Below are 20078 nucleotides of genomic sequence, written 5' to 3' on the forward strand. Positions count from 1 at the left end.
GGCATATCGTAGCGTCGGTGGATCCACTTGGGCGTCACCCGCATGCCCGGTCACGGCCCAGGGTCTTTCGTTTGGATCAGGCTGGGCTCGCGGGCTCCAGTTGGGAGTCTCTGCGGACCAGGGCGGCATAGCGGCCGTCCCGTTCCAGAAGCTCCTCATGGGTGCCGCGCTCGGCCACCTGCCCGCCGTCGAGGACGACGATCTGGTCGGCACCCCGGATCGTGGACAGCCGGTGGGCGATGGTCACGGTCGTGCGGTTGGCCGACAGGGCGTCGATGGCTTCCTGCACGGCGAACTCGGTGCCGGTGTCCAGGGCGCTCGTCGCCTCGTCGAGGATGAGGATCGGCGGGTCGCGCAGGATCGTGCGGGCGATGGCGAGGCGCTGCTTCTCGCCGCCGGAGAACCGGTGGCCACGCTCGCCGACGACGGTGTCGTACCCGTCGGGCAGGGAGGCGATGTGCTCGTGGATCTGGGCCGCCCTGGCCGCCGCGTGCAGCTCCTCCTCGGTGGCGTCGGGCTTGGCGAACCGGAGGTTCTCCGCGACCGAGGCATGGAAGAGGTACGTCTCCTGGGAGACGACGCCGACGGCACGGGCGAGGGTGTCGAAGTCCAGGTCGCGCACGTCCACCCCGTCGAGGGTGACGCGCCCGCCCGTGACGTCGTACAGACGCGGCACCAGGTAGCTGAGCGTGGACTTGCCGGAGCCGGTGGGGCCGACGACGGCCAGGCTGCCGCCCGCGGGGACGGTGACGTCGATCCCGTCGAGTATCGCCGCGCTCTTGCCGTCGGCGGCGTCGTAACGGAACTCGACGTCCTCGAAGCGGACTTCGCCCTTGATCGTGTCGAGACGGACGGGCTGCTCGGGCTCGGTGATGTCGATCGGCAGATCGAGGTACTCGAAGATGCGCTGGAAGAGCGCCAGCGAGGTCTGCATCTGGACGCCGGTGGCGAGCAGGCTCACGGTCGGCCGGAACAGGCCCTGCTGGAGCGAGACGAAGGCGACCAGGGTGCCGATCGAGATGGAGGGGCCGCCGAGCTGGAGCGCGACGCCCGCGACCCAGTAGATGACGGCGGGCATGGCGGCCATGACGACCGTGATGACGGCCATGCGCCAGCGCCCCGCCATGTTCGACCTGACCTCGAGCCCGACGAGCTGGTCGGACTCGTCGGCGAAAGAGCGGGTGAGCGAGTCCGCGCGGCCCATGGTGCGGCCGAGGAGGATGCCGCTCACGGAGAGGGACTCGGTGACCGTGGCGGCCATCGCGGCCATCTGCTTCTGGCGCTCCGTGGCGATCTTCTTGCGCTCGCGGCCGACGCGGCGGCTGATCCACACGAAAACGGGCAGCAGGAGCAGCGAGACGACCGTGAGCCGCCAGTCGAGCGCGACCATCGCCACGATGGTGGCGACCACACTGGTGAGGTTCGAGACCAGGGACGTGGCGGTGGAGGTGACCGTCGCCTGCATGCCGCCGATGTCGTTGGCGATGCGGGACTGGACCTCGCCCGTGCGGGTCCTGGTGAAGAAGGCGAGCGACATGCGCTGGAGCCGGCCGTACACGGCGGTGCGCAGGTCGTGCATGACGCGCTGGCCCACCGTCGTGGAGATCAGGGTCTGCAGGACGCCGAAGACGCTGGTCACGACGGCGCTGAGGATCATGCCCAGGGCGAGCAGGCTCAGCAGCCCGGTGCGGCCCTGCGGGATCGCGGTGTCGAGGATCTCCTTGAGCAGGAAGGGCGTGGCGACCGAGACCAGCGAGGCGGCGCCGACGAGCAGACCGACCAGCGCGAGGCGGGCGCGATAGGGACGGAAGAGGGCCAGGATGCGGCGCATCTGCCGCGGCTCCGGCGACGTGCTGTCGGAGGGCGACGGCGTCCAGCCGGCTTCGTCGTGACGCATGAGCCTCCTACGATTCGTGATTCAAGGTCTCAGGGAGCATAGCTCATTGTTACCTATACTCACAATGAACAAAGTCCTGATATTGTTCCGCACATGAGTACCCCGGACGCCGACGGCCTTCTCGCGGAGCAGCTGCTCCGGCTGACCCGGCGGCTGCAGCGGATCCAGAAGCGCTATCTGGAGCCGGTCGGGATCACGCCCGCCCAGTCCCGGCTTCTGCGCACCCTCGTGCACTACGACACTCCGCCGCGCATGGCCGACCTGGCCGAGCACCTCGAAGTCGTGCCCCGCGCCGTGACGACCCTGGTCGACGGTCTGGAGACGGCCGGGCTGGTGCGCCGGGTGCCCGATCCCACGAACCGCAGGGTGATCCGCATCGAGCTCACCGAACTGGGCCGCAAGGCGCTGCGTGAGCTGCGCAGCGCGCGCAGGACCGCCGCAGAGGACATCCTGGCTCCATTGAGCCCCGACCAGCGCGCCCAGCTGGGCATCCTGATGAACGCGCTGTTCGAGACGCCGTACGACCATCGCTGTTAGGCCCCGGGTGTCAGGCCCCGGGCCCGCAGCGTCCGAGGAGAGGCTGGAGAGGCATGCCCCTGCTGGAGCCGAAGCCGGAAGCGCTGCGCCCGGGACCTCATGCGGAAGGCCCGGCCCCCGACCGGGTGCCGGACGCTCAGGCCGGCGGGACCCCGGAGCCGCTGCGCTCCGATCTGTCCGGGCTCCTGGGGGCGGACAAGGTCCTCACGCACATCTCGGACCTCGTGCGGTACGCGTCGGACGCGAGTCCCTACCGTTTCGTGCCGCAGGTCGTGGTGGTCGCCGAGGACGTCGACGACGTGTCGGCCGTCCTGTCGTACGCGCACGGCAAGGGCCGCGAGGTGGTCTTCCGCGCGGCGGGCACGTCGCTCAACGGGCAGGCGCAGGGCGAGGACATCCTCGTGGACGTCCGCAAGCACTGGGCGGGCATCGAGGTCATCGGCGACGGCGAGCGGGCCAGGATCGGCCCCGGTACGACAGTCGTGCGCGCCAACATCACGCTCGCGCGGCACGGGCGAGTGCTCGGCCCCGACCCGGCAAGCGCCATTGCCTGCACCATCGGCGGGGTCGTCGCGAACAACGCCTCGGGCATGACGGCGGGCACCACCAGGAACTCGTACCGAACGGTCGCCTCGCTCACCTTCGTGCTGCCCTCGGGCACCGTGGTGGACACGGCCGACCCCGATGCCGAAGCGCTCCTAGAGCACGCCGAACCGGCTCTCTGCGCGGGCCTGTTGGAGATCAAGGGCGAGATCGAGGCCGACGCGGAGCTGGTCGCCCGTATCCGCGCCAAGTACGAGATCAAGAACACCAACGGCTACCGCCTGGATGCCTTCCTGGACGGCGCGACACCCGTGGAGATCCTGCGCGGCCTCATGGTGGGGTCCGAGGGGACGTTCGGTTTCATCTCCGAGGTCGTATTCGACACGCTGCCCCTCGACCGGGAGGTCTCCACGGCGCTGCTGTTCTTCCCTTCGCTGCCCGCGGCGGCAGCGGCGGTCCCGCTGTTCAACGAGGCGGGCGCGATCGCCGTCGAGGTGATGGACGGCAATACGCTGCGGGCCTCGGTGAGCGTGCAGGGGGTGCCCGCCGACTGGGCGAGCCTGCCCAAGTCGACGACGGCGCTCCTGGTGGAGTTCCGCGCGCCGGACGAGGCCGCCCAGGAGCGTTACGAGGCGGCGGCCGCCGAGGTGCTCGAGGGGCTCGAACTGGTGGCGCCCGTGGCCTCGGTGACCAACACGTTCACGCGGGACGCGAAGACGATCGGTGGCTACTGGAAGGCCCGCAAGGCGTTCGTGACGGCGGTCGGCGGATCGCGCCCCTCCGGGACGACGCTGATCACCGAGGACTTCGCGGTGCCGCCGTCGCGCCTGGCCGAGGCGTGCGAGGCGCTCCTCGAACTCCAGACGCGGCACGGCTTCGACGCCGCCGTCGCCGGTCATGCGGCGCACGGCAATCTGCACTTCCTGCTCGCCTTCGACGCGGGCAGGCCCGAGGACGTCGAGCGGTACGCCGCCTTCATGGACGAGTTCTGCCGCCTCACCGTCGAGCGTTTCGACGGATCGCTCAAGGCCGAGCACGCCACAGGGCGCAATATCGCGCCGTTCCTGGAGCTCGAATGGGGCGCGAAGGCCACGGAGTTGATGTGGCGCACCAAGCAGGTCATCGACCCGGACGGCGTCCTCGCGCCGCGTATCGTCCTCGACCGCGATCCCAAGGCCCATCTGCGCGGCCTCAAGACGATCCCCAAGGTGGAGCTGATCGCCGACCCGTGCATCGAGTGCGGCTTCTGCGAGCCGACGTGTCCCAGCGAGGACCTGACGACCACGCCACGCCAACGGATCGTCCTGCGCCGCGAGATGATGCGCCAGCCGTCCGGTTCGCCGGTCGAGGACAGGCTTGTCGAGGCTTACGGGTACGACGCTGTGGACACGTGCGCGGGCGACTCGACGTGCAAGCTGGCGTGTCCGGTCGGCATCGACACGGGCGCCTTCATGAAGGAGTTCCGGCACGCGCGGCACACCCCGCGCGAGGAGAAGGTGGCCGCGTTCACGGCGAAGAACTTCAAGGCCGTCGAGGCGTCGGCGCGGCTCGCCGTGGCGGCCGCCGGCAAGATCGGGGACCGGCTCCTGACCTCCGTGACCCAGGCCGCCCGCAAGGCCGTCCGCCCCGACCTCGTACCGGAGTGGCTGCCGGAGATCCCCGCTGCCGCCGCCCGGAAGCTGCCCCGCACCGCGCGCGTGGGTGCTGCCGCGGTCTACTACCCGGCCTGTGTGAACCGCATCTTCGGCAGCCCCACAGACGTGTCCCTCGCGCAGGCCATGGTCGCCGTGTCCGCGCGCGCGGGACGGCCGGTCTGGATTCCGGACGATGTCGCGGGGACGTGCTGCGCCACGATCTGGCACTCGAAGGGGTACGACGAGGGCAACACCGTCATGGCGAACCGGATCGTCGAGGCGGCCTGGGGCTGGACCGCCGGCGGGAGACTGCCGCTCGTCGTCGACGCCTCGTCGTGCACGCTCGGCCTCGCCCATGAGGTCGTCCCCTATCTGGCGGACGACAACAGGGAGTTGCACAAGGAGCTCACGATCGTCGACTCGATCGTGTGGGCGGCGGACGAACTTCTGCCGCACCTGACGGTGCGCCGGACGGTCGGTTCGGCGGTCCTTCATCCGACGTGCTCCATGGAACACCTCGGCGATGTGCCTCAGTTGCGGGCCGTCGCCGAGGCCTGCGCCGACGAGGTGGTCGTCCCGGACGACGCCGGGTGCTGCGCGTTCGCGGGCGACCGAGGCATGCTCCACAAGGAGCTCACCGAGTCGGCCACACGCAAGGAGGCGGCGGAGGTGACCGCCCGGCACTTCGATGCGCATCTGTCGGCGAACCGGATGTGCGAGGTCGGCATGGACCACGCGACGGGCCGCGGCTACTACTCCGTGATCGTGGAGCTGGAGCACGCGACGCGCCCCTGAGGCCGGTCGCGCCTAAGGGGTGTCCGGCGGCGGATCAGGGTCGGCCCCCCTGACCCCAAGGGCCTTGTCACTCCGACTTCCGCCTCGCCGCTACCCGCAGGTCCCAAAGAGTCCGTAAAGAAAGTCCAACTCCCTGACCACTTCTGCCCCTTGCGCCCCTATGTCGTCCCCCTCCAGGGTGGCAAGCGCTTGCAGCGCACCCACCCATCGATGGAGGTCCGATGCACGACGACAACGCGACACCGGCACCCGACGCGAGCCACGAGCAGCCCGAGCACCCCGGACACGACGCCGCCGGGCAGTCCCGCAGGTCCGTCCTGCGGACGGCGGGCATCGCCGGGGCGGGGCTCGGGCTCGGCGCGTTCACCGGTGGCACGGCGCAGGCCGCCGACGGGCAGGCCGAGGCCGGGCGGAACGGGGCCGGGCAGGCCGGGGCGGCGGCCGCCGAGGCTCCGGCCCGGACGGGCGAGACGATGGTCGGCGTGCCCTTCGAGGGGCGCTCCACCGTGCGGGTCGGCATCATCGGGCTCGGCAACCGCGGCGGCAGCATGATCGACCTGTTCCTGGCGATCCCTGGCGTCCAAGTGGTCGCGCTCTGCGACCCGGTGAAGGACAAGACAGCGAGAGCGGCGGCCAAGGTGACGGCCGCGGGCCAGCCGGCCCCGGCGACATACACCAAGGGCGATCACGACTTCGAGAACCTGTGCAAGCGGGGCGACATCGACTTCGTGTACGCGGCGACGCCCTGGGACTGGCACTTCGAGATGGCCAAGACGGCGATGCTGAACGGCAAGCACGTCGGTGTGGAGTGTCCGATCGCCCTCCAGCTGGACCAGCTCTGGGAGTTGGTCGATCTCTCCGAGCGCACCCGCAGGCACTGCATGCAGCTGGAGAACTGCTGCTACGGCAGGAACGAGATGCGGGTCCTGCGGATGGCGCACGCCGGCAAGTTCGGCGACCTGCTGCACGGAGCGGGCGCCTACAACCATGACCTGCGCGGCCTGATGTTCGACCCCGACTACTACGAGGGCCCGTGGCGGCGGCTGTGGCACACGCGGCTGCGCGGCGATCTGTACCCCAACCACGGCTTCGGCCCGGTCGCCAACTACATGGACATCAACCGCGGTGACCGCGTCACGCACATCTCCAGCTTCGGCACGCCCTCGCTCGGCCTCGCCCAGTACCGCGAGGCCCATATACCGAAGGGCGACCCGAGCTGGAAGGAGACGTACATCGAGTCGGACCGCACCATCAGCCTGGTCCAGACGGCGAAGGGGCGCGTCATCCGGCTCGAACACGATGTGTCCACGCCCCACCCCTACTCGCGGATCAACAGCCTCGGCGGCACGAAGGGTGTGTTCGAGGACTACCCGGAGCGGATCTATATAGAGCCGGACCACACCAACGACTCCTGGGGTGACTTCTCCAAGTACACCGACTTCGACCACTGGCTGTGGAAGGAGCACTCCAACCCGCCGGGCGGCCACGGCGGCATGGACTACATCATGGTGTTCCGTCTGATGCAGTGTCTGCGGGTGGGCCTGGTACCGGACTTCGATGTGTACGACGCCGCTACGTGGACGTCGCCGGTGCCGCTGAGCCACTTGTCCATCAAGGCGAAGGGGGCGCCTCAGTCGATCCCCGACTTCACGCGCGGGATGTGGAAGAAGGCGCGGCCGGGGGTGGATTCCGAGAAGCCCGAGGAAGCCTGATGACACGGAGGCCCGGCGGCGTCATGCTTGCCGCCGGGCCTCCGCTCAATCTCAACCCACCGTCTCCGCAGCGGACTTGGGGTCCTGGGTCTTCGCGAGCTCCGGCGACCTGACCGGCTCGGCCCGGTCCTCCTCCGGTACGAACGCGATCTCGCCGCCCAGTACCTTCTTGGCCCTGGCCGTGTCGAGCGCGCCCTCCCAGCGGGAGACCACAAAGACGGCCACGCAGTTGCCGAGCAGGTTCGTGGAGACGCGCATGGCGTCCATGATGCGGTCGACGCCGAGCAGCAGGGCGACGGCGCCCGCCGGGATGACCCCGAGTGCGGACGCGGTGGCCGACAGCGCGAGGAAGGCCGAACCGGGCACCCCCGCCATGCCCTTGCTGGTGAGCATCAGGACGAGCACGACGGTGATCTGCTGGCCGAGCGAGAGGTCCACCCCGACGGCCTGCGCGATGAACAACGTACCGATGGAGAGGTAGATCGACGCTCCGTCGAGGTTGAACGAGTACCCCGTCGGCAGGACCAGGCCCACGGCGTCGTCGCGGCAGCCGGCGTGGCGCAGCTTCTGCATCATGCGCGGCATGACCGTCTCGCTGGAGGCGGTGCCGAGCGCGAGGAGCAGTTCCTCGCGCGTGTAGCGGACGAACTTCCACAGGCTCAGTCCGGTGACCGCCTTCATGGCGAGGGCGAGGAGCACGAGGAAGATCACGGCGACGGCGTAACAGACGCCGATGAGCTTGCCGTACGTCGACAGGGCGCCGAGGCCGTACTCGCCCACGAGGTGCGCCGTCGCACCGAACACGGCGAGCGGGGCCAGCTTCATGATGAAGCCGACGACGGCGAAGACCACTTCCTGGCCCTGTTCGATGGCGGGCAGGATCGCGGGGACCTTGGTGTGGCCGAGGTGCAGCAGCGCGGCGCCCACGAGGCAGGCGAGGACGAGCACTTGGAGCAGCGAGTTCTCGGCGAAGGCGCCGACCGCGCTGTCGGGGAGCGAGTGCAGGATGAAGTCGCCGGTCGACGGGAGCGAGCCGCCGCCGGTCTTGTCCTCGACGGCGGACGCGTCCAGCTTGGACGGGTCGACGTTCATGCCGATGCCGGGGCCGGCCAGGTTTCCGGCGAGCAGGCCGACGACGAGGGCGACGGTCGTCGCCACCTCGAACCACAGTAGGGCCTTGAGGCCGATGCGGCCGAAGGCCTTGAGGTCTCCGGCCTTGGTGATTCCGGCGACGACCACGCAGAAGACGAGGGGCGCGATCACCGCCTTGATGAGACGTACGAAGCCGTCGCCGAGCGGTTGGACGGCTGTGCCCGCGTGGGGCCACAGCCGTCCGACGACGACTCCGATCACGAGTGCGCAGGCGACCTGCGCGAACAGCGAGGTACGTAGTACGCGTGCGGCGCGTCGCGGCAGGGACGGTACGGACTGCGGCACGGGCATTCCTCCGGAGCAACGTCAGTGACTGTGCGGATTCTGCGATGCGGAAGTTGGATTCCAATTTCTGTTCCGCGAAGCGTCACTATGTCGGAGTAGCGGCTTCCGTAGAAGACCCCGATGTCACATCGGTGTAAATCTTGGATATTGCTCCAACACTCCGGCGCCGCTGCCTGCGGCCGTGCCTGCCGCCGTGCCCCTCAGCAGCGCCTGCGGTCCACCGTCAGCGCACCCTGTGCCGTGGCCAGCTCACGGTCGTAGCAGCCATCGGGGCTGGTCAGACGGTATCGCTCACGGCTGGTGCCCACAGCGTGCCGTTGGTCACGCGGAACGTTCGCCGTGTACGAGGCGTCACCCGCGTAGGTGTCGTCGAGGACCGTCCACGCCGTGCGGCCCGGGCCCGTGGCCCGTCCCGTCTCGGCCCGGTCACCGAGGTCGATCACCGTCCGCAGCCGGTTGTCCGCGTCGAGCGTGGTGGAACCGTCCATCGTGTAAGCCCGGTTCGTGCGAAGGGTGTGGTGGCCGGAGACGACGGTCTGGCGATCGGTCCAAGTCCCCTTCAGCGCGTCGTTGTTCTCGCCCTCGGTCCAGCGGTGCGTGGACGTGCTGGTCAGGTCGCGGGTGACGGTGGTGGCGACGCGGCCGTGCGAGGTGTTCACGTAGCCGGACACCGTCAGCCTGTGCCCGCCCTTCGCGTCGAGGCGGTACTCGTCCGTGCCGGGCGTGTACGTCGTCGAGCTGTCCGGCTCGCTCTCCTCGTGGCCGGTCAGCGCGCCCGTGACGCGCGAACTCCCGCCGTCCTGCCAGACGAGCACGTTGACCGGGGCGCTCCAGCCGCTCTGCCCCTTCGGGACACCCACGACGGAGACGTCGACCTGGTGCGGACGGCCGTCGTTGAGGAGTCCGGCGAACGGCGTCAGGTCGTACTCGAGGGGCCGGACGTCGAAGGCTCCGGGAGCCGGAATCACGTACCAGAGGAAGGGGTTGGACCAGCCGCCCGTCCAGACGTTCGGGAACGGCGAGGCGATGCCCGCGAGTTGGCCGTCCACGGAGATCTGCACCTCTCGGTACGGGCCGCCGTCCGCCTTGCACGAGTACGGGACCTCGTTCGGCACCCCCAGGTACCAGAATTCCTCGCAGCCGCCGCCCGATCCGGTGGCGTACACCTCGGCGACGATGCGCTCGCTGTTGCGCGGGGTGATGAGTTTGCCCTGGTCGAGCGTGAGCACGCGGTCGGGAGTGTCCGTGGCGGGCTGCCGCTTCACGTGCGGCGCGGCGGTGTAGAAGGTGAGCGTGGCCTTGACCTCGATGACGCCCGTGTACGTGTCGTCGACAACGTTGCCTATGAGCATCTCGACCGGCTGGTCGGCCCGCAGGGTGTCGCTGTAGCGGGTGACGTCCTTTTCCACATTCCAGGCGATGCCGTCGGGCGAGGGCTCGGGGGTGGAGGTGCGCAGGACTTCCACCCCGCCGATGTGCAGATAGCCGAGACGGTCGAACTGCCGCCCCTTGACCTTGCCTTCGAGGCGCAGGACGACCTTGCTCCACCGGTCGCCGCAGCCCTTGGGCGGGGTGTAACTGCCCTTGTAGGGCGTGAAGTCACGGAACTCGGTCTCCGCGAGCGTCACGCGGCAGGACTTGGTGGCGGGCTTGGCCACGGGCGGTGCGGCGGTGATCGGGTCGTGCCAGTCAGTGCCGAACTCGGTTGGCGGGTCGGTGGATTGAGGTGCGGCGGGATGGCTGCCGGCGGAGACCTCGGCGGGACGGGCCTCAGCGGAGGCGGCGGTGGCGTGGCCGGCGAGGGCTGCGGCCGCGAGTGTCACCGCGGCCAGCATGGACATGACGCGTCTTCTCATGAGGGGTGTTGTACGGGCCGGACGCGACGCCCGCAACAGCCCCCTCCTCCATGCCAGGCCAGGCCGACGCCGGTGCCTGGTGTCGCGTCAGCTCTTCAGTGACGCCATGTCGCCCATGACCACGACCGGGTGCTGCTTCGGGTCGATTGTGCGCAGCAGGTACTCCATGCCGGACTTCGACAGGCTCACGCATGCAGAAGTGCCGCTGCCGTGGTCCATGTGGAGCCAGATGCTGCCGCCCTTGGTCTGCCCCTCGGGCCGGGTCGGTTCGTTCGGCGCGGTGCCCTTGACGCGGTTGTAGTCGATGGCGATGACGTAGTCGAAGTCGTGCCAGTGCGACTTGGCCCAGTAGTGCGGGGCCTGGAACGACGCGGCCTGCGTGTACGGCAGTTTCGCGCCCGGGTCGGCGAGCACCCCGCCCGCGTCGGTGAGGGTGAACACCCCTATGGGGCTGCGCTTGTCGCCTTCGCGGTGGTCGGCGGTCCAGCCCTTCTTGCCGTTGTGCGCGGGCCAGCTGCGCGTCCTGTCCCAGGTGGAACCGGACTTCGTGTAGAGCACGACGGTCGAGTCACCGGAGTTCTTGCCGTCGCCGTAGACCGCGATGACCTGTCCCGCCTTCTGCGGGATCTTTGACTGGAGCTGGTCGCCGACGTCGGGAATGCGTTTGAGGTCGTCGGCGGGGCGGTCCTCCTGCCGAGCGCCGGCCGATCCCGACCCGGTCTTGCGCCCGGTCCCGTCGCCCCCGCTCGAACCACCGCAAGCGGACAGGGTCATGAGAAGGACGCTGCAGGCCGCCGCAGCGACCGCCGTTCGAACCGCACCCGCGTTACGCATACGGTCCATGGTCGCACCACGCACCAGGTGCCCCCGACCGGCCCTGCCCCGGGCGTCGAACGCGGGCCGAAACTTTGCCCCGCGGCGGAAAACCGTTTGCCTCCAGTGCCTGAATCCCGCGAACCTTGCACGGTTTGTTCCGTCCGTAACCCCGAATTCGCTCCCCCTTCCGAGCCCTGGGACGTCATGCAGATCCACGATCTTCCGTATCCCGACCCGGGCCTGCCAGATGCCCGCTCCGGCCCCCGTTTCCTGCTCTGGCTCGGCCGGAACCAGCTCGGCGGCCAGCTCAAGTCCCTCTCCTGGGGACTCCTGCACTTCCTGTCCGTCGCCTCCCTTCCCTACGGTGTCGGCGTCGCCGTGCAGGCCGTGGTCGACGGCTCCGGCTCTCGGCTCGCCCTCGCGGGCGGGCTGATCCTGCTCCTCGGCGCCGCGCTCGCCCTCGGCGACACGATGCTGCACCGGACGGCGGTCACCAACTGGATCACCGCGGCGGCCCGGGTGCAGCAGCTCCTCGCCCGCAGGACCGCGGCCCTGGGCGCCGCGCTGACCCGGCGGGTCGCCGCCGGTGAGGTCGTCGCCGTCTCCACGGGCGACGTAGAGAAGATCGGCTGGTTCGTCGAGGCGCTCTCGCGCTTCGCCGCCGCCGCGCTCACCGTCGTCGTGGTCTGTGTCGGGCTCGTCCTCTACCAGCCGGCGCTCGGCATCGTCGTCGCCATCGGCATGCCGGTCCTCGCGCTCGCCGTCCTCCCGCTCCTCCCCCGCGCCACCCACCGTGCCGACCAGCAGCGCGAGAAGGCGGGCCGCGCCACGGAACTCGCTTCGGACACCGTCGCGGGGCTGCGTGTCCTGCGCGGCATCGGCGGCGAGGAACTGTTCCTCGACCGCTACCGCCGCGCGTCGCAGGAGGTCCGCACGGCCGCCGTCCGCAGCGCCCGCATGTGGTCCCTGATCTCCGCGGTCCAGGTACTGCTGCCGGGCCTGCTGCTGATCGCGGTCGTCTGGTACGGCATCGAGCTCGCCCGCCATGGCCGGATCACCGTCGGTGAACTCGTCACCGTGTACAGCGCCGTGATGATCCTCAACTACCCTCTGCGGCACTTCGAGGAGATCGCCATGGCGTACTCCTTCTCGCGCCCCTCGGCCCAGCGCGCGGCACGCGTCCTCTCCATCGAACGGGTCACGGAGCCGGGCGGACTCCGCACCGCCGAAGCACCGGCCGGAGACCTGTACGACCCGGTGACGGGGCTGCTGGCCCCCGCGGGCCTGCTCACCGCCGTGGTGTGCGGCGACCCGGACCTCGCGGGCCGGCTCGCGGACCGGCTTGGGGGACACCCCACGGACACGGACACGGACAGCGGCACCGGTTCGGATCCAGGTTCGGATCCGGATCCGGATTCTCTGCCCTCCGTGCTGCTCGGCGGGGTGCCGCTCGACGAGCTGCCGCTCGACACAGCCCGCACTGCCGTCCTCGTCCAGGACAAGGACCCGGTGCTGCTTTCGGGCACGCTCGCCGAACTGCTCGATGTCCCCTCCTCTGGATCCGTACGCCCCGAGGAGGCACTGGCCGCGGCGCAGTGCGCCGACGTACTGGACGCGCTCTCGCAGGCGTCGCTTGACGACGACCCGATGAACGCGCGGATCACCGAGCGCGGCCGTTCCCTCTCCGGAGGCCAGCGGCAGCGGCTCGCTCTTACGCGGTCTCTGGTCACCGACCCGGAGGCTCTGGTCCTCGACGAGCCGACGTCCGCCGTCGACTCCCACACCGAGGCCAGGATCGCCGACGGCCTGCGGGCGCTGCGCAGTGGGCGTACGACCGTGGTGCTCACGTCGTCCCCGCTCCTGCTCGATCGTGCCGATCGGGTCGTCCTGGTCCACGAGGGCACGGTCGCGGCGGTCGGCGAGCACCGGGAGCTGGTGCTCACCGAGCCCCGGTACCGGGCCGTCGTGACCCGCGAGACCGACGAGGAGGCGGCGTCGGCGGCCCTGTCCCAGAACGCCGGCACCCCTGTGCGCGGCGAAGCCGGCATCGGCGACCCCGGCATCGAAGAACTCACCGAGATCGAGGAGACGGCATGATCGGCCTGGCGCCACCGGCCTACGACCCGGCGGCCCCGACCACGGCGAACACGCTGCCCGTCGGTGCCCCGGCGACCGTACGGTCCTACGTCCGCGAGCTGTACCAGCGGCACCGGCGAGCGTTTCTGCTGCTCATCGGCGTGAACACGATCGCCGTCGTGGCGTCGATGGTCGGCCCCTATCTCCTCGGCGCCCTGGTCCAGGACGTCTCGGACGGCACGGACCGGCTGCGCGTGGAGCATCTGGGCAGCACCATCACCGTGTTCGTCGTCGCGCTCGTCGTCCAGGCCGTGTTCGTACGGCAGGTGCGGCTGCGGGGCGCGATGCTCGGCGAGCGGATGCTGGCGGACCTGCGCGAGGACTTCCTCGTGCGCGCGGTGGGCCTGCCGCCCGGCGTGCTCGAACGTGCCGGTACCGGTGACCTCCTTTCGCGCATCACCACCGACATCGACCGGTTGGCCAATGCGATGCGCGAGGCCGTTCCCCAGCTGTCCATCGGTGTCGTGTGGGTGGGGCTGCTCCTCGGCGGTCTCGCCGTGACCGCTCCGCCGCTGGCACCGGCCGTCCTCGTCGCGGTACCGCTGCTCGTCGTCGGCTGCCGCTGGTACTTCAAGCGGGCCCCGTCCGCGTACCGCTCGGAGGCCGCCGGCTACGCCGCGGTGGCCGCGGCCCTCGCGGAGACCGTCGACGCCGGGCGCACCGTCGAGGCGCACCGGCTCGGCGCCCGCCGCGTGGGGATGTCCGACCAGCGGGTCAAGGAGTGGACGGCGTGGGAGCGCTACACGCTCTATCTGCGGTCGGTGTTCTTCCCGGTCATCAACGCCACGCATGTGACCGTCCTGTGTTCGGTGCTCCTGATCGGCGGAGTCTTCGTACTTCAGGGCTGGATCGGCGTGGGGCAGCTGACCACGGGCGCGCTGATCGCCCAGATGCTGGTCGACCCGCTGGGCCTGATCCTGCGCTGGTACGACGAGCTCCAGGTCGCCCAGGTGTCGCTGGCCCGGCTCGTGGGGGTCCGGGACATCGAGCCGGACGCGGGCGACGTCTCGGTGGCGCCGGACGGCCGGGACGTGCAGGCCGACGACGTTCACTTCGGGTACCGGGCGGGCGTCGACGTGCTGCGCGAGGTGTCGCTCGACGTGCGGCCGGGGACGCGGCTCGCCCTGGTCGGGCCGTCCGGAGCGGGCAAGTCCACGCTCGGCCGGCTCCTCGCGGGGATCTACGCGCCGCGGACCGGCCAGGTCACGTTGGGGGGCGCCGAGCTCTCCCGGATGCCCGCCGAGCGCGTGCGCTCGCACGTGGCGCTGGTCAACCAGGAGCACCACGTATTCGTCGGCTCCCTGCGTGACAATCTGCGGCTGGCCCGCACCGGGGCCGAAGACGCCGAGCTGTGGGCGGCCCTTGGCGCGGTCGACGCGGACAGCTGGGCGCGGGCGCTCGACGGGGGCCTCGACACCGAGGTCGGCTCCGGCGCGGTGGCCCTGACCCCGGCGCAGGCCCAGCAGATCGCCCTGGCCCGCCTGGTCCTCGCCGATCCGCACACCCTGGTCCTGGACGAGGCGACCTCGCTGCTCGATCCCCGGGCGGCCAGGAACCTGGAGCGTTCGCTCGGCAGGGTCCTGGACGGCCGCACGGTCGTCGCCATCGCCCACCGGCTGCACACCGCGCACGACGCGGATGTGATCGCCGTGGTCGAGGAGGGGCGGATCAGGGAGCTCGGCAGCCACGACCAGCTGGTGGCTGCCAACGGTGCGTACGCGGCGCTGTGGCGGTCCTGGCACGGGTGACCGTGCGGGCGGGGCAGGGGGTGTGCGACGGCTCAGATGACGTTGAGCGCGGCCGCGCACCCCACTCCGCCGAGCAGCATGAACACCGGCATCAGCACCTTGAGCTCGACCCAGCTGCCCGCTCGGAAGCGCATCATCTTGGGCGGGCCGATCGGGTACCAGCGCTTGCGGCCGATGGGGATGGGCCACAGGACCGGGCAGCCGGAGACCGTGAGCGCGTCCCCGATGTCGTGCACCAGGGCGCCCAGGACGATGGGCAGGCCCAGCCACAGGTACTCCTGGCCGGGCTGCGTGAACAGCCAGTCCGACCCGTTGCCCGGCTTGTCGAGGACTCCGGCGAGGATCCAGGCGCTGGTCCCGGCGAGCAGCCACACCAGGACGTCGCTGCTGGAGCCGCGTGCCGCCCGCCACAGCAGGCCCTCGATGGCCAGGACCATATGGACGAAGAGGAGGGCGAGGACCGCCCAGCGCCCGCCGAATATCGCCGCGGCGGAGGCGCCGGCGCCGATGAGGACCGCCCACAGCCAGGTGTGCGTGAGGGTGCGGTGTCCGCCGGAACGGCGCGGGTCGCCCTTCATACGCGTCGCCTTGTAGACCGCGTACGACAGCTTGTCGACGATCTCGCACAGGCCGCGCGACACCGGGCCGAAGGCCCGCGAGATGGTGGCCGCCTTGTGGTCCAGATCCGGGGCGAGGGCCGCGCCCGCGCAGATCAGCGCCCCGACGAGCACGACGGGCCAGGGCATGGGGTGTCCGGCGGCGGCTGCGGCCGCGCCCACCCCCAGCCAGGCCGCTGCTCCTGACAGCGAGTGTGCCGGTCCCATCATGGCTGCGTTCCGCCCCATTCCACTTGTGTCGGTGCCCAGTTGTCCCCACCCGGGCCACCACGTCCTGTCGCTCCGTCGGCGCCACAGCGTACCTTTCGTGATCTTCGTGCAGGCAACCGATTGCCGGATCGGGTCGGAAGGCAGGCAAGATGGGGGCGTGACCCTTATCGATCAGCTGCCGCAGACCGCCGACCCCGACGCCCTCTACGAGGCTTTCGAGTCGTGGGCTGTGGAGCGCGGGATCACTCTCTATCCCCACCAGGAGGAGGCGCTGATCGAGGTGGTGTCGGGGGCGAACGTGATCGTCTCGACACCCACCGGGTCCGGCAAGAGCATGATCGCCGCCGGTGCGCATTTCGCGGCGCTCGCGCGGGACGAGGTCACCTTCTACACGGCACCGATCAAGGCGCTGGTCTCCGAGAAGTTCTTCGAGCTGTGCAAGCTCTTCGGCACGGAGAACGTCGGCATGCTCACGGGTGACGCTTCGGTCAACGCCGACGCCCCCGTGATCTGCTGTACCGCCGAGATCCTCGCGTCCATCGCGCTGCGCGACGGGGCGCGGGCCGACATCGGCCAGGTCGTGATGGACGAGTTCCACTTCTACGCGGAGGGCGACCGCGGCTGGGCCTGGCAGATTCCCCTGCTCGAACTCCCCCAGGCGCAGTTCATCCTGATGTCGGCGACGCTCGGCGACGTCGCCATGTTCGAGAAGGACCTGACGCGGCGCACCGGCCGCCCCACCTCCGTGGTCAGCTCCGCGACGCGTCCGGTTCCCCTTTCCTACGAGTACCGGCTCACGCCGCTCACGGAGACGCTGACCGAGCTGCTCGACACCCGGCAGGCCCCGGTCTACATCGTGCACTTCACACAGGCGCAGGCCGTCGAGCGGGCGCAGGCACTCATGAGCATCAACATGTGCACGCGCGAGGAGAAGGAGAAGATCGCCGACCTGATCGGCAACTTCCGCTTCACCACCAAGTTCGGCCGCAATCTGTCGCGCTACGTGCGGCACGGGATCGGCGTGCACCACGCGGGCATGCTGCCCAAGTACCGGCGCCTGGTGGAGAAGCTCGCGCAGGCGGGCCTCTTGAAGGTCATCTGCGGCACGGACACGCTGGGCGTGGGGGTCAATGTGCCCATCCGTACCGTCCTGTTCACCGCTCTGACGAAGTACGACGGGACGCGGGTACGGACGCTGCGCGCGCGGGAGTTCCACCAGATCGCGGGCCGGGCCGGGCGGGCCGGCTTCGACACGGCGGGCCTCGTCGTGGCGCAGGCGCCCGAGCACGTCATCGAGAACGAGAAGGCGCTCACGAAGGCGGGGGACGACCCGAAGAAGCGCCGCAAGGTGGTCCGCAAGAAGGCCCCCGAGGGCTTCGTCGCCTGGACCGAGAACACCTTCGAGAAGCTGATCGGCTCGGCTCCGGAGCCGCTGAACTCCCGCTTCCGGGTGACGCACATGATGCTGCTCGCGGTCATCGCCCGCCCCGGCAACGCCTTCGCCGCCATGCGCCACCTCCTCGAGGACAACCACGAGCCGCGCAAGCAGCAGCTGCGGCACATCCGCCGTGCGATCGCCATCTACCGCTCGCTCCTCGACGGCGGCATCGTCGAGAAGCTCGACGAGCCCGACTCCACGGGCCGGATCGTCCGGCTGACGGTCGATCTCCAGCAGGACTTCGCGCTCAACCAGCCGCTGTCGACGTTCGCCCTCGCCTCCTTCGACCTGCTCGACAAGGACTCGCCGTCGTACGCGCTCGACATGGTGTCCGTCGTGGAGTCGACGCTCGACGACCCGCGCCAGATCCTCGCCGCCCAGCAGAACAAGGCGCGCGGTGAGGCCGTCGCGGCGATGAAGTCCGACGGCGTCGAGTACGAGGACCGCATGGAGCGCCTCCAGGACATCACGTACCCGAAGCCTCTGGACGAGCTGCTCTTCCACGCGTACGACGTGTACCGCAGGAGCCACCCGTGGGTGGGTGACCACCCGCTGTCGCCGAAGTCCGTGATCCGCGACATGTACGAACGGGCCATGACCTTCACAGAGTTCGTGTCCTTCTACGAGCTCGCCCGCACCGAGGGCATCGTCCTGCGGTACCTCGCCGGCGCGTACAAGACCCTTGAGCACACGGTCCCCGACGACCTCAAGTCCGAGGACCTCGAAGACCTGATCGCCTGGCTGGGCGAGATGGTCCGCCAGGTCGACTCCAGCCTCCTCGACGAGTGGGAGCAGCTCGCCAACCCCGAGGTCATGACGGCCGAGGAGGCCCAGGAGAAGGCCGACCAGGTCAAGCCGGTCACGGCGAACGCGCGTGCGTTCCGTGTGCTCGTCCGCAACGCCATGTTCCGCCGGGTCGAGCTGGCCGCCCTCGACAACGTCGACGAACTGGGCGAGCTGGACGCCGACGCGGGCTGGGACGCGGACGCCTGGGGCGAGGCCATGGACAAGTACTGGGACGAGTACGAAGATCTCGGCACCGGTCCCGACGCCCGCGGGCCGAAGCTGCTGCAGATCGAGGAGAACGCCGCGCACGGCCTGTGGCGGGTGCGCCAGACGTTCGCCGATCCGAACGGCGATCACGACTGGGGGATCAGCGCCGAGGTCGACCTCGAGGCGTCCGACGCGGAAGGCCGTGCGGTCATCCGCGTCACGGATGTCGGCCAGTTGTAGGTCCTGACCCGGTCGACCCCGGACGCAGCGCCCGGAGTGCGGTGCAGAGATGAGGGAACAACGCATGACGAACCCAGCTGAGCGGCTCGTCGACCTGCTCGACCTGGAGCAGATCGAGGTCAACATCTTCCGGGGCCGCAGCCCGCAGGAGTCCCTGCAGCGGGTCTTCGGCGGCCAGGTGGCCGGCCAGGCGCTCGTCGCCGCGGGCCGCACCACTGAGGGCGACCGGCCCGTGCACTCGCTGCACGCGTACTTCCTGCGTCCGGGCCGCCCCGGCGTGCCCATCGTGTACCAGGTCGAACGGGTCCGCGACGGCCGGTCGTTCACGACGCGCCGCGTCACCGCCGTGCAGCAAGGCCGCACGATCTTCAATCTGACCGCCTCCTTCCACAAGCCCGAGGACGGGAGCTTCCAGCACCAGCTGCCGCCGGCGCGCGAGGTTCCCGATCCGGAGTCCCTGCCGACGATCGCCGACGAGGTGCGTGCTCATCTGGGCACGCTGCCGGACGCGTTGGAGCTCATGGCGCGTCGCCAGCCCTTCGACATCCGGTATGTGGACCGGCTGCGCTGGTCCCCGGAGGACATCGAGAGCGCCGAGCCGCGCAGCGCCGTGTGGATGCGCGCGGTCGGGCCCCTCGGCGACGACCCGCTCGTGCACACCTGCGCGCTCACGTACGCGAGCGACATGACCCTCCTCGACGCCGTGCGCATCCCCGTGGAACCGCTGTGGGGGCAGCGCGGTTTCGACATGGCTTCGCTCGACCACGCCATGTGGTTCCACCGTCCCTTCCGCGCCGACGAGTGGTTCCTGTACGACCAGGAGTCCCCGATCGCGACGGGCGGCCGTGGTCTGGCGCGCGGCCGGATCTACGACGCCGACGGACATCTCCTCGTGTCCGTGGTGCAAGAGGGCCTCTTCCGCAAGCTCGGGGAGTGACCGGCGCCGACGACCGGGACGCATCGCTCGCGCGGGCCGTGCGGCTGCGCGAGGACGGCCTGCGCGACGAGGCCCGCGAGCGGCTCGTCGCGCTGTCCGCCCGGTTCCCCGACGACGCCGAGGTCGCGTACCAGACAGCCTGGGTCCACGACACCCTCGGACTCGAGGCCGACGCCGTCCTCTACTACGTGCGGGCACTCGCCGGCTCGGGCCTGAGCGCGGACGACCGGCGTGGCGCGCTGCTCGGTCTGGGCAGCACGTACCGCACTCTTGGCCGCTACCCGGAGGCGGTCGCCACACTGACCGGCGGCACCACCGATTTCCCCGAGGACAACGCCCTCAAGACGTTCCTGGCCATGGCCCTGTACAACGTGGGACGCGCGCACGACGGGATGCGGCTGCTGCTGACCGTCCTCGCGGAGACGAGCGGCGACCCGGACCTCATCGCGTACCGGCCGGCCATCGAGCACTACGCCAAGGATCTCGACGTCGTCGAATAGGCCCACGCCCGCGAACTTCCGCCGCCACGGGC

The 20078-nt window shown here is 70.2% G+C and carries 13 protein-coding genes; 8 read left to right on the top strand and 5 right to left on the bottom strand.

Annotated features, from left to right (window positions below; translation table 11 throughout):
• Window positions 1-76: 76 nt before the first annotated feature.
• Window positions 77-1897, bottom strand: coding sequence for an ABC transporter ATP-binding protein (locus ACY0PA_RS07880; protein WP_473083989.1), 1821 nt, complete (start codon window positions 1895-1897; stop codon window positions 77-79).
• Between the two features lie 93 nt (window positions 1898-1990).
• Between ACY0PA_RS07880 and ACY0PA_RS07885 the strand changes: the two genes are divergently transcribed.
• From ACY0PA_RS07885 to ACY0PA_RS07895, 3 genes are all read left to right on the top strand, one after another.
• Window positions 1991-2434, top strand: coding sequence for a MarR family winged helix-turn-helix transcriptional regulator (locus ACY0PA_RS07885; protein ID WP_473083990.1), 444 nt, complete (start codon window positions 1991-1993; stop codon window positions 2432-2434).
• Window positions 2435-2487: 53 nt separating this feature from the next.
• The gene (locus ACY0PA_RS07890; protein WP_473083991.1) at window positions 2488-5406 is read left to right on the top strand and encodes an FAD-binding and (Fe-S)-binding domain-containing protein; all 2919 of its coding nucleotides are present in this window, start codon (window positions 2488-2490) and stop codon (window positions 5404-5406) included.
• Window positions 5407-5627: 221 nt separating this feature from the next.
• The gene (locus tag ACY0PA_RS07895) at window positions 5628-7118 is read left to right on the top strand and encodes a Gfo/Idh/MocA family protein (protein ID WP_473083992.1); all 1491 of its coding nucleotides are present in this window, start codon (window positions 5628-5630) and stop codon (window positions 7116-7118) included.
• A gap of 51 nt (window positions 7119-7169) precedes the next feature.
• On the opposite strand, the gene ACY0PA_RS07900 is transcribed toward ACY0PA_RS07895, so the two are convergent.
• The 3 genes from ACY0PA_RS07900 to ACY0PA_RS07910 form a co-directional block, all read right to left on the bottom strand.
• Window positions 7170-8561, bottom strand: coding sequence for a cation:dicarboxylate symporter family transporter (locus ACY0PA_RS07900; RefSeq protein ID WP_473083993.1), 1392 nt, complete (start codon window positions 8559-8561; stop codon window positions 7170-7172).
• Window positions 8562-8755: 194 nt separating this feature from the next.
• Window positions 8756-10411, bottom strand: coding sequence for a peptide-N4-asparagine amidase (locus ACY0PA_RS07905; protein WP_473083994.1), 1656 nt, complete (start codon window positions 10409-10411; stop codon window positions 8756-8758).
• 87 nt (window positions 10412-10498) lie between these two features.
• Window positions 10499-11245 carry a L,D-transpeptidase family protein gene (locus tag ACY0PA_RS07910; protein WP_473086265.1) on the bottom strand — a complete coding sequence of 249 codons (747 nt, stop codon included), beginning with the start codon at window positions 11243-11245 and terminating at the stop codon, window positions 10499-10501.
• A 186-nt stretch (window positions 11246-11431) separates the two neighbouring features.
• Here ACY0PA_RS07910 and ACY0PA_RS07915 point away from each other — a divergent pair, with 186 nt between their 5' ends.
• Together ACY0PA_RS07915 and ACY0PA_RS07920 are read left to right on the top strand one after the other, a co-directional pair.
• Window positions 11432-13324: an ABC transporter transmembrane domain-containing protein gene (locus ACY0PA_RS07915; RefSeq protein ID WP_473083995.1), complete on the top strand. Its 1893-nt coding sequence runs from the start codon at window positions 11432-11434 to the stop codon at window positions 13322-13324.
• Window positions 13321-15111: an ABC transporter ATP-binding protein gene (locus tag ACY0PA_RS07920; RefSeq protein ID WP_473083996.1), complete on the top strand. Its 1791-nt coding sequence runs from the start codon at window positions 13321-13323 to the stop codon at window positions 15109-15111. The genes ACY0PA_RS07915 and ACY0PA_RS07920 overlap by 4 nt, the downstream gene beginning before the upstream one ends.
• A 32-nt stretch (window positions 15112-15143) precedes the next feature.
• Here ACY0PA_RS07920 and ACY0PA_RS07925 read toward each other — a convergent pair whose 3' ends face one another.
• A complete protein-coding gene (locus ACY0PA_RS07925; protein WP_100598435.1) occupies window positions 15144-15938 on the bottom strand; it encodes a metal-dependent hydrolase in 795 nt (264 codons plus the stop codon).
• A 157-nt stretch (window positions 15939-16095) separates the two neighbouring features.
• Between ACY0PA_RS07925 and ACY0PA_RS07930 the strand changes: the two genes are divergently transcribed.
• The 3 genes from ACY0PA_RS07930 (at window position 16096) to ACY0PA_RS07940 (ending at window position 20046) form a co-directional block, all read left to right on the top strand.
• Window positions 16096-18609, top strand: coding sequence for a DEAD/DEAH box helicase (locus ACY0PA_RS07930; RefSeq protein WP_473083997.1), 2514 nt, complete (start codon window positions 16096-16098; stop codon window positions 18607-18609).
• Window positions 18610-18673: 64 nt separating this feature from the next.
• Window positions 18674-19546: an acyl-CoA thioesterase gene (locus tag ACY0PA_RS07935; RefSeq protein ID WP_473083998.1), complete on the top strand. Its 873-nt coding sequence runs from the start codon at window positions 18674-18676 to the stop codon at window positions 19544-19546.
• A complete protein-coding gene (locus ACY0PA_RS07940; RefSeq protein WP_473083999.1) occupies window positions 19543-20046 on the top strand; it encodes a tetratricopeptide repeat protein in 504 nt (167 codons plus the stop codon). Before ACY0PA_RS07935 ends, ACY0PA_RS07940 begins: the two co-directional genes overlap by 4 nt.
• The last annotated feature ends 32 nt before the right edge of the window (window positions 20047-20078 follow it).

The organism is Streptomyces sp. DS1-CR2 (genome assembly GCF_055760475.1).

What these genes read in the sequence shown, in the direction of transcription:
- ACY0PA_RS07925 (WP_100598435.1), bottom strand. Translation starts at nt 15,938, where the DNA reads ATGATGGGACCGGCACACTCGCTGTCAGGAGCAGCGGCCTGGCTGGGG.
- ACY0PA_RS07920 (WP_473083996.1), top strand. Translation starts at nt 13,321, where the DNA reads ATGATCGGCCTGGCGCCACCGGCCTACGACCCGGCGGCCCCGACCACG.
- ACY0PA_RS07935 (WP_473083998.1), top strand. Translation starts at nt 18,674, where the DNA reads ATGACGAACCCAGCTGAGCGGCTCGTCGACCTGCTCGACCTGGAGCAG.
- ACY0PA_RS07895 (WP_473083992.1), top strand. Translation starts at nt 5,628, where the DNA reads ATGCACGACGACAACGCGACACCGGCACCCGACGCGAGCCACGAGCAG.
- ACY0PA_RS07885 (WP_473083990.1), top strand. Translation starts at nt 1,991, where the DNA reads ATGAGTACCCCGGACGCCGACGGCCTTCTCGCGGAGCAGCTGCTCCGG.
- ACY0PA_RS07910 (WP_473086265.1), bottom strand. Translation starts at nt 11,245, where the DNA reads ATGCGTAACGCGGGTGCGGTTCGAACGGCGGTCGCTGCGGCGGCCTGC.
- ACY0PA_RS07880 (WP_473083989.1), bottom strand. Translation starts at nt 1,897, where the DNA reads ATGCGTCACGACGAAGCCGGCTGGACGCCGTCGCCCTCCGACAGCACG.
- ACY0PA_RS07915 (WP_473083995.1), top strand. Translation starts at nt 11,432, where the DNA reads ATGCAGATCCACGATCTTCCGTATCCCGACCCGGGCCTGCCAGATGCC.
- ACY0PA_RS07900 (WP_473083993.1), bottom strand. Translation starts at nt 8,561, where the DNA reads ATGCCCGTGCCGCAGTCCGTACCGTCCCTGCCGCGACGCGCCGCACGC.
- ACY0PA_RS07890 (WP_473083991.1), top strand. Translation starts at nt 2,488, where the DNA reads ATGCCCCTGCTGGAGCCGAAGCCGGAAGCGCTGCGCCCGGGACCTCAT.
- ACY0PA_RS07905 (WP_473083994.1), bottom strand. Translation starts at nt 10,411, where the DNA reads ATGAGAAGACGCGTCATGTCCATGCTGGCCGCGGTGACACTCGCGGCC.